Below are 14,940 nucleotides of genomic sequence, written 5' to 3'. Positions count from 1 at the left end.
TTTATTACTTAACTTTATGAAATTCGCCTTTTACTATAAATCGATTCTCATCGATTAAAATAATGCCGTATTCTTTTGCTTCCTTAGGAACCGTAAAGGTGTATTCTAATTTATTACTGCCAACTTCAACAGGTACTTTTATGTATGTAGATTTTACTTTTCTTACTTTCTTACTGTCTGAGATTTTTACAAGCGCATAACTTTCAATCACATTAGATTTTCCTTTTTCTAATTGAATAGAAACTTTACGAGATTTTGCATTAAAAGCATCATTCACAATAACAGGAATTGCAGCTGCATCTTCATCATTTTTAAATTTTGAAGGGACTTTATAAGGCAATTTGGCATCATAATCTTTAAGGTACTTTTCTAACTTTGAAGCTAGCTCTTTAGTAATTTCAGGTTCTTTTTTTGAGATATCATACTTTTCTTCTAAATCATAGCGCTTTCCATCTTTATATAAACGATGCAATACATATTTACCTGAATTAAAGTTTTTATACAATTTATAGTCTCCAGATCTTATAGCCGATTGGTTTTTTACATCATCACCATAAGGATAGTGCCACCATAAATCTTCTCGAGGATTTCCATTGTTATCTTTAACCTCATTTTCATTATTAAATAAAACACCTGAAACATCCAAACCATCTAAATTCGAACTGTATTCAGCAGGAATTTTACTATTGGTAAGGTTTAAAATGGTAGGGTAATAATCTAACTGATTGATTAAAACATCTTTCGTTTTTCCTTTAGGAATATTTGGTCCCGATATAAGCATTGGTACTCTAATACCGCCTTCTTCTGAGTATTTTTTTCCTTTGTCTAAAGGTGCATTATCCGACATAACTTCAGCTCTACGAGTTTCCGCTCCACCGTTGTCTGAAGAAAAGATGATATAGGTGGTTTCGTATAATTTTTTACCAGGATTTCTAGGGTCGTCTGTTTTCTTTAGTAAATTGATTACACGACCTAAACTCCAATCTAAGGTCGTTACCATGGCACCAAAATAAGGGTTATTCTGACCTTCTTTAGTCCATTCTGTATCCTCTTCCGGAAGTTCTACGCCTAATTTATCAACATAATAATCTAATAATGCACGGTTTCTTGTGTGAATAGGGTAGTGCACCATCCAATGTGCTAAATATAAGAAGAAAGGTTCCTCTTTATTGTTTTGTATAAATTCTAGTGCATTTTCAGTAACCGCATCTATTGGATATGAAATACCGTTAGGATTTTCTTTTGTAAAAGGAAAATACTTTTCTTCACTTAAACGAAAAGGATCATTTGCATCATTTGTTGCAAACGAATGCAAACGGTCAGATTTTCTAGACCTTTGATGAACTCCTCTCGATTCATGTGCAAAATCAAAACCTTGATTGGTAGATTCTTGAATTTGAAGTGCTCCTGCATGCCATTTTCCAACATGTCCTGTTCTATACCCGTTCATTTTTAAAGCTTCTGCGATGGTAAAATGTTCAGGCATTAATCCTTCTGGATAATAAGGACTCATGTATTTTTCATTTCTGCGAGCCTTAGGAATTCCTCCACCACTCACGTTAGTAATTCCTGTTTTAGCAGGGTGTAATCCACTTAAGAGTGCAGATCGCGAAGGCGCACAAGTTGGTGCTGGTGAATACCCATTGGTGAAATTGATAGCATCTTTTGCTAATGCCGCAATGTTTGGTGTATCCCAAGCACAAGGTGCGTCTAAATCGTTTAATTCTACATCTTGCCAACCTAAATCATCAGCATAAAATATGATAACATTAGGTTTTATTAATTGGTCTTTTTTCTGACTATTACCATAGTTTACAGAAAATAACACTAGTAAAATTAGAGTTATGAATGTGTTGTTGTTTTTCATTATTTAGTTTACGTTTTTAGTTGATTTTATGAAATTCACTTTGTACCATAAATCGATTTTCATCGATTAAAATAACCCCATATTCTATGATGCCTTCAGGAACAGTAAATGTGTATTCTAAATTGTTTTTACTGGAGTCTAAAGGTATTTTTATGAAGGTGGTATCGTGTTTCCCGTATTTTCTTGTCTTTCCGTTCTTTTTCCTTCTAAGTTTTTTTGCTAATTTGACTAAGGCATAAGGTTCAATGACCTTTGTTTTTCCTTTTGCTAAGGTTATAGATGCTTTACGAGAATCCGTGTCAAAGGATTCATTAATAATAACAGGAATCGATGCTACATCTTCTCGATCTTCTTCGCTTTTAAATTTTGAAGGATTTTTATAAGGGAATTGTGCGTTGTTATCGGTTAGATATTTTTCTAATCTTGTAGATAATTCTTTAACGACTTCAGGATTTTGTGAAGCAATATCAAACTTTTCTTCTAAATCTTCTCTTTCACCGTCTTTGTATAAGCGGTATAGTTCATAATTGCCTTTAATATGGTTTTTATACAATTTATAATCTCCATGTCTTATGGCGGATTGCATTTGGTGGTCCTGATTGTGTGGGAAATGCCACCATAACGCTTCTCTAGGTTCTCCTGTATTGTTTTTTACAACATTTTCATTGTTTAATAACACATTAGAGATATCTAATCCGTCTAAATTAGCACTGTATTTAGCAGGAATCTCACTATTTGTAAGATTTAAAATAGTTGGAAAAAAGTCTAATTGATTGATGAGTACATCTTCTGTTTTTCCTTTTGGAATATTTGGGCCAGAAATAACTAATGGTACTCTAATGCCGCCTTCTTGAGCGTATTTTTTACCTTCATCTAAAGGGAAGTTGTCTGTAACGATATCTCCATTGGCTTTTTCTACGCCACCATTATCGGAAGAAAAAATAATATAAGTGGTTTCATATAATTTTTTACCAGGATTTCTTGGGTCGTCTGTAGTTTTTAATAAATCGACTACACGTCCTAAACTCCAATCTAAAGTCGTTACCATAGAACCGTAAAATGGGTTTGTTTGGCCTTCTGTTCTAATAGGAATGTCTTCTTTAGGGAAATCTATACCTAACTTATCGCTGTAATATTGTAATAATTCTTTGTTTTTAGTATGAATTGGGGCGTGCACCAACCAATGCGCTAAATATAGAAAGAAAGGCTCGTCTTTATTAGATGTAATAAACTCTAATGCTTTTTCGGTTACCATATCTTTAGGATACGAAATGCCGTTAGGTGACGCTTTTGTAAAAGGCGGATATTTTTCATCACTTAAACGGTACGCATCGCTTTTATCGTGAGTTGCAAAATCGGTTAAACGATTTTTAGGTTTTTTTGGGCCTTGATGCGCACCTCTAGACTCGTAAGCAAAATCAAAACCTTGTTGTTTTGATTTTTGAATGTTAAGTGTGCCCACGTGCCATTTTCCAACATGGCCCGTTTTATAGCCATTCATTTTTAAAGCTTCAGCAATGGTAAAGTGTTCAGGCATTAAGCCTTTTGGGTAAAAGGGCGCTATATAATTTGAACGTCTAGCTGATGTAGGTATTTTGCCTCCACTAACATGTGTGACGCCTGTTTTAGTTGGATGCAAACCAGAAAGTAGAGCAGCTCTAGAAGGCGCACAAGTCGGAGCTGGCGAATATGCATTGGTGAAATTTAAACCATTATCTGCTAATTGGGATATATTGGGAGTTTCCCATGGACTAGGTTCATCTAAATTGTTTAATTCGGTGTCTTGCCAACCTAAATCATCTACATAAAAAATGATGATATTTGGCTTCGTTAAATCCTTTTTGTTCTGACTCATTCCACAATTGGAAAAGCACAGTAAAATTACAAGCGTTGATAAAAGTGATTTCATTTTTTATAATATAAGTAATAATTTAGGGTTCGTTTATTTCCAGTGTAATTGGGCGGTTTGATGTTCTATATCTAACCATACATCTAAATGCTCAAAAGATCTTGTGTAAATATAGCCTTCACGTTTGGCCTTGCCTTTTGGTGCACCTAGTTTTTTTTCATACTGTGGAAACGTTTTAAGCCAGACCGCAGATTTTTTAATATCATAACCATCATGTGGATAGACATAACTGTGCTTTTCAGCGCAGACTAGAAAAATAGCCAATAAATAATCTAAGCGTTTTGTAAGGTTTTCATTTAGGGTTACTTTTTTTCTAGCATCATCAATACCTGCTTCTGCATTCTCTAATGCTTTACCTATGCCAAGCGACATCGCAATGACCTTGCCTTCTCTTGCTGATTTTTGGACTGCTTCAATACCTTTTGCCAGATAATCTTCATAAGTCATGCCAAAATTCTCATGTTCAAAGCCTTCTATATAAGAGCCATCGAAAAATTTTAAATAGTCTCTACCCGAATCTTTAAATTCTGGACGCACACGAAGGATATTTGCAATGAGTAAGTTGTCTTTTCCTATTTGAGCCTCTAAATCTCCCATCATGGATAAGTAGCCCGTTTTAATAGCGTCTCGTTTTGCTTCTCCAACACGATTGTTAAAAAACATAGGTACTAAAACTTTAATATTAGCATCTAAAAATACACCATCAATATAAGGGCTTTTGGTGACTTTTTTTACATGGTTTAACCAATACGCACGCACATAGTCTTCAGAGATATCAAAGAAACCAGTTCTTCGATTTGGCATCAACGCTTTTTGTCCTTTAGTGTTGACTAATAAAGCTTCGGGATGTTCATTTAAAAATGCTTTATCTTCAGCATAACCTCCCCAGTTTACAATAACATTCTTGTAATATAATATTTTGGTCTCAGGATTTATTTTTTTGACAGCTTTAGCAGCTTTAATAGTGCCTTTTTCTGTGGATCCATATGCTTTACTTCCTGTTGTTTTTTCAAAGGTTATTAGTGGAAATTTTGAAAGATAGGTGAGCTCTTTTTTTGTAAATGCCTCAGATTTACGAAGGTGCATATACAACGGCATTTTGTCCCAAGAAAATTCTGGTAATTTTTGTTTTACCACAGCGGTCTCTTGTTTTTGTACGGAACACGCACTTAAAGAAACGGCTAATAAAACGACTAAAAAGGACGATTTAAAACGCATGGTTACCTCTCATTATTTTAATTTTTTTGTCAACTATTCTGTAATTATTTTAAAACAAATAGCAGATTGGTTTGGGATGTTTTTAAAATCATATGTAATCGCCAAACCATCGTTGTTTCGGTTCCAGCTAATGGTTTCATCGCTGCCCAACAACTGTATCTCTTTTATATTCTTTTGTAAAAGCCCATCTTGCTTTAACACCTTAATCAAAATATCTTCTGTGGGTGGTGCTAAAATAAAAGCATAAAGATGGCCATCCTTTGTGGTAAAACGAATATCTTTTTCTGAGAACGGCTTTAAATTCTCACCAGCGCGTTTTGTCACAATTTCTAAAGGCCCTTCTCCAAAGGTTTTCCATGGTCTGGTATTGTAAATGCCTTCTTGATTTATCTTTACAAAATTTCCGAAATTATTCAACATCTGTTTTTGATTCTCAGGAATCGTACCGTCGCCTTTTAAAGCAATATTTATCATTACAACACCATTTTTACTAATAGCATCAATAGCATTACCAATTAAAACATCTAAAGACATTTTGGTAAACGAATTCTTTCTGTAAAACCAGCTTCCAGATAAATCAGTTGCCCATATCCAAGGGTGCGCTTGCTGTTCGCCAAACATCCCTCTCTCGAGATTGTAGGTAAAAGCCGCTTTGTTCTCTTTGGCGTTTTTAAAAGATAAAACAGTAGTTTGTTTGCCGTTATTCTCTTTTAAATCTCTGTTTAAATAATCTGAAAACAACTTAACACCTAATCCTTTTCCCGATTTTAGAGTTGGATAAGGCGAATCGTTATTAAACATGTCTGGATCGTATTTTTCTATTAAATCCCAAGAACGCTTGTACCAATGTTCATTCCAACTATCTTGGCTAGCAAACCTATAGGTGTCATAATCCATATTGAAGAACTCCCATTCTGGCGTACCTTCTTTTTGAAATTTCCGAGCTGTTCTAAAAAAGCGTGGTGACCAGTATAAATGGGTTGAAACACCAAACTTTAAATCATGTTTGTAGGCGGCGTCTTTCCATTCTCTAAGAATGTCTTTCTTAGGACCCATTTTTACAGCATTCCATGGAAAGAAGGAATCATACATATCAAAATTATCGTGATGTGTGGCTACGGGCATGATAAAACGTGCTCCATTGTCTTTAACAAACTGTACAATTTTATCTGCATCGAAGTTTTCAGCTTTAAAGTCAGCTATAAATTTTTCGTAACCAAATTCTGAAGGCGGTCCATAGCGCTTCGTATGCCATTGTGTTAATCTTTTTGTCCTTAGCCTGTCGGGTTCGTTTCGGGCATCATAATCTTCATCTCCATACATGCGTCTCCCGTAGTGGGAACCATCCTCTATTCTGTTTTCGTCAATTGAAGAAGGAATTCCCCAATGCATCCAAACCCCAATTTTTCCATCTTGAAACCATTCTGGAACCTTATAATTCTCAGCCATGGATTCCCAGTTCGCTTCAATTACTTTTTTGGTTGGAAGAGATTGACCTAAAACAAAACAAGTGCTTAAGGTTAAAAACAGGATAGATGTAAGTTTCACTAAAGACATTTTTATCTATTTATCATGTACATACAAAGTAAACATTTACTAATTTAGTAATGCTTCTCTATTCCGTCATTTTTTTGCTGTAAAAACTCAAACCCATTGATATAGCTTGGTTCTTAAAGGCTTTGGTTGAAATGAGAAAATTTTAAAAAGAACAGAGCAAGTAGATTTATCTTATTTGATTCATATTTGTAGATATACGACGCACTAGTTAATTTATCTAAAAAAAATAGTTGGCATTGCAGCCAATATTATTTTAAACTTTTATAATCTCGAATGCTACCCGTTATAGGTTTAGCGCCAAAAGTAGTAAAGGGTTTAAAAATTTAAATGATAGTGACTTATATGAGTAGTTTGTAAAGAACTCAAATGTCGGTGAATAGGCCTTTGTTAGCTCGTTTATTTGAAAACGAGCAAGGATTTGAACTAATACAGAAAATCTTTTTTGGGTCAATGATATACTTTAGCAGAAACTAATTAAACCATAATTATACATGAAACAAATTCTAACTATTTTTCTTCTTACACTTGGTCTCCAAGTTTTTTCACAAGAGAAAACAATAACAGGGACTGTGAAAGACGATACAGGACAACCGATACTCGGAGCTTCAATATTAGTTAAGGGTCTTGCTAAAGGCACGGTTACTGATTTTGATGGAAATTATTCGTTAAACCTTAATAAGGGTGATGTTTTGCTTTTTTCTTATTTAGGTGCGGAGACTAAGGAAGTGGTTGTCGGAGAACAGAGCGTAATTGATGTAACGTTAGTGATGACAGATACGTCACTAAGTGAAGTGGTTGTAGTGGGTTATGGAACCGTAGAGAAAAGTGATTTAACGGGGTCTGTGTCTTCTATTAAAGGAAAAGAGCTCACGCAAGCGGGTACTACAAGTCTTGATCAAGCCTTGGCTGGAAGAGCAGCAGGGGTTGTTGTTACGCAAAACTCGGGTGAACCAGGTTCGGGCGCTTCCATTCGCGTTAGAGCTATTAGTTCTTTAAATGGTAGTGAGCCATTATATGTTATAGATGGTATTCCAATGGATAACACGAGTGCTGCGGGATTAGGTGATCAAGATGTTGAGAGTTCGGTTTCTAGTCCGTTAGCGATGATTAATCCGGCGGATATAGAATCTGTAGAAATTCTTAAAGATGCATCATCAACTGCCATATATGGATCTCGTGGTGCTAATGGAGTTATATTGATTACCACAAAATCAGGAAAAACAGGTAAAGGTGTTGTTACTGTTGAACATGAATATGGAATAACAGAGGTACCTAATTATATAGATGTACTAGATGCTAATGATTATTATATTTTAAATCGAGAAGCTGCTTTTAACGCCGGTAATGGGAATGACGAAGGTCAATCTGTAAGACTAGATTCTGCTAGAGCCGGTTTGCTCCAAAATAACAATTGGCAAAAAACCATTTTTCGCGCGGGAACTACATCTAACACAAATTTAGGTTTTAGTGGTGGTAATGAGGATCTTCGTTATTTAATTTCGTCGAATTATCTTAACGCTCAAGGTGTTGTAAAAGATACGGATTATAAACGTGTTTCAACTCGAATGAACGTCAATGCTAATATTTCTAAAAAGTTTAAAGTAAATGCAAGAATAAATTATTCTCATGTGACTTCAAATCAAAAAGCCGTTAGTACTGGTCTTAATAATCTTAGAGGTGCAACTAGTGCTATTTCTAGAGCACTTAGAGCTGCGCCAACCACTGGTTTACTCGCTGATGATGAAGATGAAGGTATTGAGCTTTGGACGCCTACAACCGCATTAGCAGCTAACAATTATAATAATTTATTGACTCAAATGGTTGGTAGTTTAAATGCGACCTATGATTTTACTGACGACTTATCATTTAAAACTGCGTTTTCTTATCAAAATAGAAATACGGCGCAACGGTATTACCAATTAAACATTTTGCCTAGGAACGTTGCTGAAGGTGGTAGAGCGAAAACTAGTGATTCTCGAGTTACAAGAACGACGATTACAAATACCCTTAATTTTAGAAAAAGAATAAATAGGAACCATAGAATTAATGCTGTTTTAGGGCAATCATTAGAATCAAAGGAAAGTGAAGGTATTTATGTTTCTAATTATGGATTTGCCAATGATTTATTAACCTATTATGACCCAGGTTCTGCAACCTTTTTCGATCCTGATAGAGTGAGATATAGCGAAGATAAATTAGCATCGTTTTTTGGACGAGTAAACTATACGCTTAATAGAAAATACTTATTTACTTTAACTGGTCGTTTTGATGGATCTTCAAAATTCGCAGCTAATAATAAATGGGCATTTTTTCCGGCAGCAGCATTTGCTTATAAACTTTCGCAAGAGAAATTCCTAAAAAATAGTAATACCATAAATGAACTTAAGCTACGTGTTAGTTATGGTGCTTCAGGTAATCAAGCTATACGTACTTATCAGTCTTTAGATCAGTATGTTAGTGATCTTATTGCGTTTAATGAGTCTCAAACAACTATTTATTATGCGAGTCAATTACCTAATCCTAATTTAACATGGGAAACAACAACACAATTTGATGCTGGTTTAGACTTTGGATTATTTAATAACAAATTAACAGGGGCTTTTGAATATTATAGCAAAATAACTGAAGACCTTTTATTTACAGGTAATAGGATTCCTGTTCAATCAGGATTTGAAACATACACAGAGAATTTTGGGTCTTTAGAAACCAATGGGTTTGAGGTCTCTTTTGATGCACGGATAATCAATAACGAAAAATTTTCATGGAGGTTAAATGGTAATATTGCTACGGGTAAAACCAAGGTTAGAAATTTGGCTTCTGATAATCTATTTAGTGGTTGGGATCCTGGATTTATTGCAGGTGGAACACAGCGTTTGATTATAGGTGAAGAAATAGGAACATTTTTTGGACATAAGAGAGCAGGTATTGCACAATTTGATGACTTCGTAGAATTTCAAGGACTTTCAAATCAAGAACGTATAGATATGTATAACGCTAATCCTGATGCTACTTATACGTTTGTAGATGGTTACAATGGTGGCTATCCTGTATCAGACCAAGATCAAAGGCCTGGTGAACAATTATTTGAGGATGTAACTCCTGATGGTAAAATAGATGCTGATGATAGAACAATTATTGGGCAAGCACAACCTGATGTAACGTTCGGTATAAGTAATGTTTTTAAAATTGGAGGTGTAGATCTTAGTATTTTTATTGATTCTCAAATCGGAAAAGATATAGCCAATATGCAAAACATGAATCTATTAAATTTTAGAGGTAGACAAGGTTTAAACGTTACTCAAAATAGATGGACACCAGAAAACCCAAGTACTATTTGGCCGAGATTAGATATGGGTAACAACAACAACAATCTTTTTAGTGATCGCTATATTGAAGATGGTTCTTTTGTACGATTACAAAATGTGACTCTAGGGTATAACTTTAAAAAGAAACTGACAGACGAATTAAATATAAGTAGTTTAAGGGTTTATGTCTCAGGTACCAATTTACATATATGGACAGACTATACAGGCTATAGTCCTGATGTATCAATAAGAGGGAATTCTACAACAAATTTAGGACATGACAATGCAGGTTATCCATCTGGTCGTGTTATCAGAATGGGTGTCAATTTAAAATTCTAAAAAAAAAATTAACTAAAAATATTATAAGATGAATATAAAAGTAAAAATAGGGTTATTACTACTCGTAGTGATGAATATATCATGCGAATCATATCTTGAAGAAGAGCCACCAACATTTATTTCAGCAAGTAATTTTTTCCAAACACCTGGAGATGCCAGAACAGCAGTAGATGGTGTTTACAAAAGTATGTATGTCGTACACAGTAGGTTTTGGACGGTTGTTGACGCCTATACGGACGATCAGGTGAGTAGAACAAATGGCGGAAATCATGACGCCTTTGGAACCCATACCGTAATGCCAGTCGACCCAATGTTTGAGCAACATGGAGTTTATAGTGATTGGTGGGTAGGTATAGCTAGAGCTAATACTGTATTGGCACACGTACCAGCAATAGATATGGATGAAACAGAAAAAAACATAATTTTAGGTGAAGCACGTGCCTTAAGAGCTTATTTCTATTACCAATTAGTCAGAGCATTTGGTGATCAACCACTAATTGTTGATGCAGTTACGGCTGAATCAGATTTTCAAAAACCAAGAATAAGTGCAGAAGATATTTATGACCAAGTTATTATACCAGATCTTCAGTTTGCAGAAGAGAATTGTAAAGATGCCTTACATGATGGTCGTTTTACAAAATGGACAGCAAAACTACTTTTATCTGAAGTTTATTTAACACGCGCAGGTCATCGAAGAACATCTCAAGGCGATTTTATTCAAGGCGATGCGTCCAATTGGGCATTAGCTAGAGATAAAGCAAAAGAGATTATTGATGATTCACCACATAGTTTAAACCTTGAAGGTTCAGGAAATACGCCAGCATTTGGTGTGGCATGGTTAGACGACAATCCATTTACTAAAGAATCCATGTTAGAACTATCTTATGTGCAAGTTGCAAACCTTGGAAGTTGGTTAAGCCGAGAAAGTAATGGCTCTGGAAATGCTGCTGGATATTGGGGACCAAACGCCAATGCAACACCATTAGTAGATGAAGGTTGGCCAGGTAATTTAAGACAAGAAACTGAAACTAATCCAGATGGGTTATTTTTCCCAGGAAGACCTCCTGGAGTTGGTGTAAATTTACCTACACCTGATCTTTATAGTGCTTTTGAAGATGGTGATGAACGGTTATGGAGTATTATGACAAGATATGATTCCCCTTCAGGAAAACCATACCTCTGTCAGCCAACATTTAGAAAGTTTATTGATATTTCTTTTTATCTCGCTGAAGATGGGACGAGTTTTCAATACACCAACTCAAATATTATACTCTATCGCTATGCCGACGCCTTATTAATTTATGCAGAGGCGCAAAATGAAGCTGATGGTGCACCAAATGCAGAAGCTTACAATGCCATAAACGCATTAAGAAATAGAGCAGGGTTAGGTGATTTAACACCAGGCTTATCTCAAAGTGATTTCAGAGAGGCTGTTTGGCAAGAAAGACGTGTTGAACTTAACGCTGAGTTTAAACGTAAATTCGACCTTATCAGAACGAATAGACTAGTTTCTGAAACTACGGACATTCTACTTGATTGGACTGCAGAACAAGGATCTTTAACAGATTACAGAAATGTTTATACGCCATTTTATAACACGAGACCTGTATGGCCAGATAATGAGTGGCTATTTCCAATTCCCCAATCAGAAATAGAATTGAACATTGAAAATGGGTGGGAACAGAATGATGGCTATTAAAATTAGATAACCCAAAATAATTTTTAAAGCGCATTAAATATTAATTTTTAATGCGCTTGTTTTAAGTAACAGTAATAAAAAATAATAATAATGACTATAAAAAAAATAAATCGCCTTTCCATCCTTTTATGCATAGCGCTTCTTTTTAGCACGAATATTTTCGCTCAAGATAAAAACAAAAAGGGAATGGAAGAAATGTGGGGTGAAACAAGCGTTACTGGTGATGCCTTAAAAAGTGGAAAAGCAAAGTTGTTCGATGAAGGTAACTACGGTATGTTTATTCATTGGGGATTGTTTTCAAACCTTGGAGGAGTATGGGAAGATAAAACGTATTACGGCATTGGTGAATGGTTAATGAGCAAGCGTGTAGCAAATATTTCGCCGAAAGAGTACATGGAAACGGCGAAAACGTTTAATCCAACAGAATTTGATGCTAAGCAGATTGCACAATTGGCCAAAGATGCCGGAATGAAATATATAATCATTACGAGTAAACATCACGAAGGCTTTGCGATGTTCGATTCTGAAGCGAGCGATTTTAATATTGTTGATGCGACGCCATTTGGTAGAGATCCTATGCACGAGTTATCTGCTGCTTGTAAGGAATTAGGATTGGGATTCGGGTTTTATTATTCGCATAATCAAGATTGGACAGCTCCAGGTGGTACGCGAGGTCCTGAAGTTGACGAGCATGGAAACAAAATGGACTTTAAAGATTATTTCTATAATAAGTGTAAACCACAAGTTAGAGAAATCTGTACCAATTATGGTGATATAGATTTCGTATGGTTTGATACTCCTGGCGATATGCCAAAAGAATACGTCGTAGAATTAGCTGATATGGTTAGAGAATTACAACCAAAGGCTATGATGTGTAGTAGAGTTGGTTATGGTATGGGAGATTATGCCAGTATCGGAGATATGGAAGTGCCAACCCGAAATGTTGAAGGCCTATGGGAAACAGCAGATACCAATAACGATTCTTGGTCTTATGCTTGGTATGATAATAACTTTAAAAGTCCTAAGAAAATTCTTGGTCGCGTTATTGAAACCGTTGCTAGAGGAGGTACGTATTTATTTAATGTTGGTCCAGATAGTAATGGCGCTATCCCTAGTATTGGTATAGAATTTTTACAAGAATCTGGTCGTTGGATTCAAAAATATCCACAGATTATTTACGATGCAGGCAGTTCACCATGGGGTTACGCCTTACCTTGGGGAGATGTCACCACAAATGATGAATCGCTTTATTTGTCAGTAAGCGAATGGCCAACGGATGGTAAATTATACTTGCCTGGATTAAAGTCTAAAGTGAAAACTATAGCACTTTTAGATGGAAAAGAAAGCAGTGCGTTAAACTATAAGATGGTCAATGATTGGCTAGTCATCGATGTGCCTTATAAAACACCAGATGAATTGATCTCTGTAATACAAGTTAAACTTGAAGATGAAGAAGCTATCGTAGAAACGAATTTAGGCATCTATCCAAATATTCCTACTAGATTATTAACCGAGTTTGGAGTTGCAAAAGGCGCAGAACAAAAAAACGTGCGTTGGATGGAAAAATTTGGTGAATGGAAGCATGCCAACCAAGTCAGTGATTGGGAAGAAAACGGTACCGTGACTTGGGAAGTGAATGTTCAAAAACCAGGCTATTATTATTTAGATTTAGAATACGCAGGTGAAGAACGACTGGTTTGGAAAACAACTACTGATGAAGGTATTAAAGTTCAAAATCAGCAAGCTGCAACCGATAAGTATGCCTTTCGTAATATGGGTATTATAGAGTTTAAAACAGCAGGAAACCACATCATTAAAACATCTTTAGTTGAAGGTGATCCAACAACATCTAGCTTAAAGTCTATTAAGCTTTCACCTATAAAATAAAAGTGAAATAATGAAGTCTCGTTTTATACATAAAAGTTTATTTTTAATTGGTTTGGTAATTAGCCAAGTTGCCTTTTCGCAAAATGATAAGCACTACCCAAAATTTAGCTGGGATAAGGTTCCAGTGGCTTTTCACTTCGGAAAAAGAGGCGATCTTTTAACTAAGTCTGAAGCCAAATTTGTAGCGTCTCATTCTAACTTTACGGTATTAGAAAAGGCACATGGTTTTCCAAAATATAAATATTCAGAAGAAGCTATTGCTGCGGATGCCAAAGTGTTAAAGGATTTAAATCCAGACATGAAAGTAGTATTCTACTGGAATGCGTTTTTAGATTATAACATGTATGAAGCGCATGAAGATTACCAGACAAAATCAGATTGGTGGCTTAAAACAAAAACCGGTGACTTAGACTTAAAAAACGAAAGGATTAAGCGTTATGATTTATCTAATCCCGAACTTAGAGATTGGTGGTCAGATATTGCGTTAGACAATGTAAAGAATGATAACATTGATGGTGTTTTCTTTGATGCTTTGATTCAGGTTACAAATCCAGGTAATAAACGATTATGGGGAACTGAAAAATATGATGCTATTCAGCAAGGCCTTAAAGATTTAATTGAAGAAACCAGAGCTAAAATTGGAGACGATAAATTAATCGTTTATAATGGTATACGTTCAACACCCGTTAGAAATAGTGGTAATGATTTTCCAGATTTTACAGATGCCGTAATGATAGAGCATTTTGGATATTTTAACAGCAAAACCAAAGAAAGTATGCTTAAGGATATCCAAGAAATGGAAAAAGCAGGTAAGAGTGGTAAAATCGTAGTGTTTAAGACATGGCCAGAAAATGCATGGGTAAACAAAACCTTTATGGCTAAATCTGATAAAGAAAAAGCGGAAATTTCTAAAGAACACCTAACGTTTGCGTTGGCTTCTTTTTTAGCCGGAGCCCAAAAACATTCGTATATTAGTTACAATTGGGGCTATCGCTTAGGTATGGGATCTCTATTGTGGTATCCAGAATTTGATAAGCCTTTAGGGAAGCCTTTAAACGAGATGCAAGTTAAGGATTGGATTTTAACCCGAGACTATGAACATGCCAGTGTTTGGGTCGATTTAGAAAATAAGAAAGCCACTATTGACTGGAAAGAATAA

General features: G+C 35.4%; 8 protein-coding genes. 4 read left to right on the top strand and 4 right to left on the bottom strand.

Annotation, left to right across the window (positions count from 1 at the left end; translation table 11 throughout):
- Positions 1-4 precede the first annotated feature (4 nt).
- From K1X16_RS04800 to K1X16_RS04785, 4 genes are read right to left on the bottom strand one after another with little or no spacing between them, the layout of a single operon-like run.
- Positions 5-1,867 (bottom strand): sulfatase, encoded by a 1,863-nt coding sequence (locus K1X16_RS04800; protein ID WP_225035237.1) that lies wholly within the window; start codon positions 1,865-1,867, stop codon positions 5-7.
- A gap of 16 nt (positions 1,868-1,883) precedes the next feature.
- Positions 1,884-3,776, bottom strand: a complete 1,893-nt coding sequence (locus tag K1X16_RS04795; protein WP_225035236.1) for a sulfatase — start codon at positions 3,774-3,776, stop codon at positions 1,884-1,886.
- Between the two features lie 33 nt (positions 3,777-3,809).
- A complete protein-coding gene (locus tag K1X16_RS04790; protein WP_225035235.1) occupies positions 3,810-4,994 on the bottom strand; it encodes a putative glycoside hydrolase in 1,185 nt (394 codons plus the stop codon).
- Between the two features lie 33 nt (positions 4,995-5,027).
- The gene (locus K1X16_RS04785; protein ID WP_225035234.1) at positions 5,028-6,551 is read right to left on the bottom strand and encodes an alpha-L-fucosidase; all 1,524 of its coding nucleotides are present in this window, start codon (positions 6,549-6,551) and stop codon (positions 5,028-5,030) included.
- 491 nt (positions 6,552-7,042) lie between these two features.
- Between K1X16_RS04785 and K1X16_RS04780 the strand changes: the two genes are divergently transcribed.
- The 4 genes from K1X16_RS04780 (at position 7,043) to K1X16_RS04765 (ending at position 14,940) form a co-directional block, all read left to right on the top strand.
- Positions 7,043-10,195, top strand: a complete 3,153-nt coding sequence (locus K1X16_RS04780; RefSeq protein WP_225035233.1) for a SusC/RagA family TonB-linked outer membrane protein — start codon at positions 7,043-7,045, stop codon at positions 10,193-10,195.
- A 28-nt stretch (positions 10,196-10,223) separates the two neighbouring features.
- A complete protein-coding gene (locus tag K1X16_RS04775; protein WP_225035232.1) occupies positions 10,224-11,894 on the top strand; it encodes a RagB/SusD family nutrient uptake outer membrane protein in 1,671 nt (556 codons plus the stop codon).
- A 186-nt stretch (positions 11,895-12,080) separates the two neighbouring features.
- On the top strand, positions 12,081-13,781 hold the full coding sequence (locus K1X16_RS04770; protein ID WP_195870001.1) for an alpha-L-fucosidase: 1,701 nt from the start codon (positions 12,081-12,083) through the stop codon (positions 13,779-13,781).
- 10 nt (positions 13,782-13,791) lie between these two features.
- Positions 13,792-14,940, top strand: coding sequence for a putative glycoside hydrolase (locus tag K1X16_RS04765; protein WP_225035231.1), 1,149 nt, complete (start codon positions 13,792-13,794; stop codon positions 14,938-14,940).

The sequence above is a fragment of the Winogradskyella sp. SM1960 genome (assembly GCF_020179375.1).
Lineage (GTDB): Bacteria > Bacteroidota > Bacteroidia > Flavobacteriales > Flavobacteriaceae > Winogradskyella > Winogradskyella marina.
Note: the sequence above shows the minus strand (reverse complement) of the source record. Positions and strands in the feature narration are given on the sequence as shown.

Coding starts and splice junctions, on each gene's coding strand:
- K1X16_RS04800 (WP_225035237.1), bottom strand. CDS start 1,867: ATGAAAAACAACAACACATTCATAACTCTAATTTTACTAGTGTTATTT.
- K1X16_RS04795 (WP_225035236.1), bottom strand. CDS start 3,776: ATGAAATCACTTTTATCAACGCTTGTAATTTTACTGTGCTTTTCCAAT.
- K1X16_RS04790 (WP_225035235.1), bottom strand. CDS start 4,994: ATGCGTTTTAAATCGTCCTTTTTAGTCGTTTTATTAGCCGTTTCTTTA.
- K1X16_RS04785 (WP_225035234.1), bottom strand. CDS start 6,551: ATGTCTTTAGTGAAACTTACATCTATCCTGTTTTTAACCTTAAGCACT.
- K1X16_RS04780 (WP_225035233.1), top strand. CDS start 7,043: ATGAAACAAATTCTAACTATTTTTCTTCTTACACTTGGTCTCCAAGTT.
- K1X16_RS04775 (WP_225035232.1), top strand. CDS start 10,224: ATGAATATAAAAGTAAAAATAGGGTTATTACTACTCGTAGTGATGAAT.
- K1X16_RS04770 (WP_195870001.1), top strand. CDS start 12,081: ATGGAAGAAATGTGGGGTGAAACAAGCGTTACTGGTGATGCCTTAAAA.
- K1X16_RS04765 (WP_225035231.1), top strand. CDS start 13,792: ATGAAGTCTCGTTTTATACATAAAAGTTTATTTTTAATTGGTTTGGTA.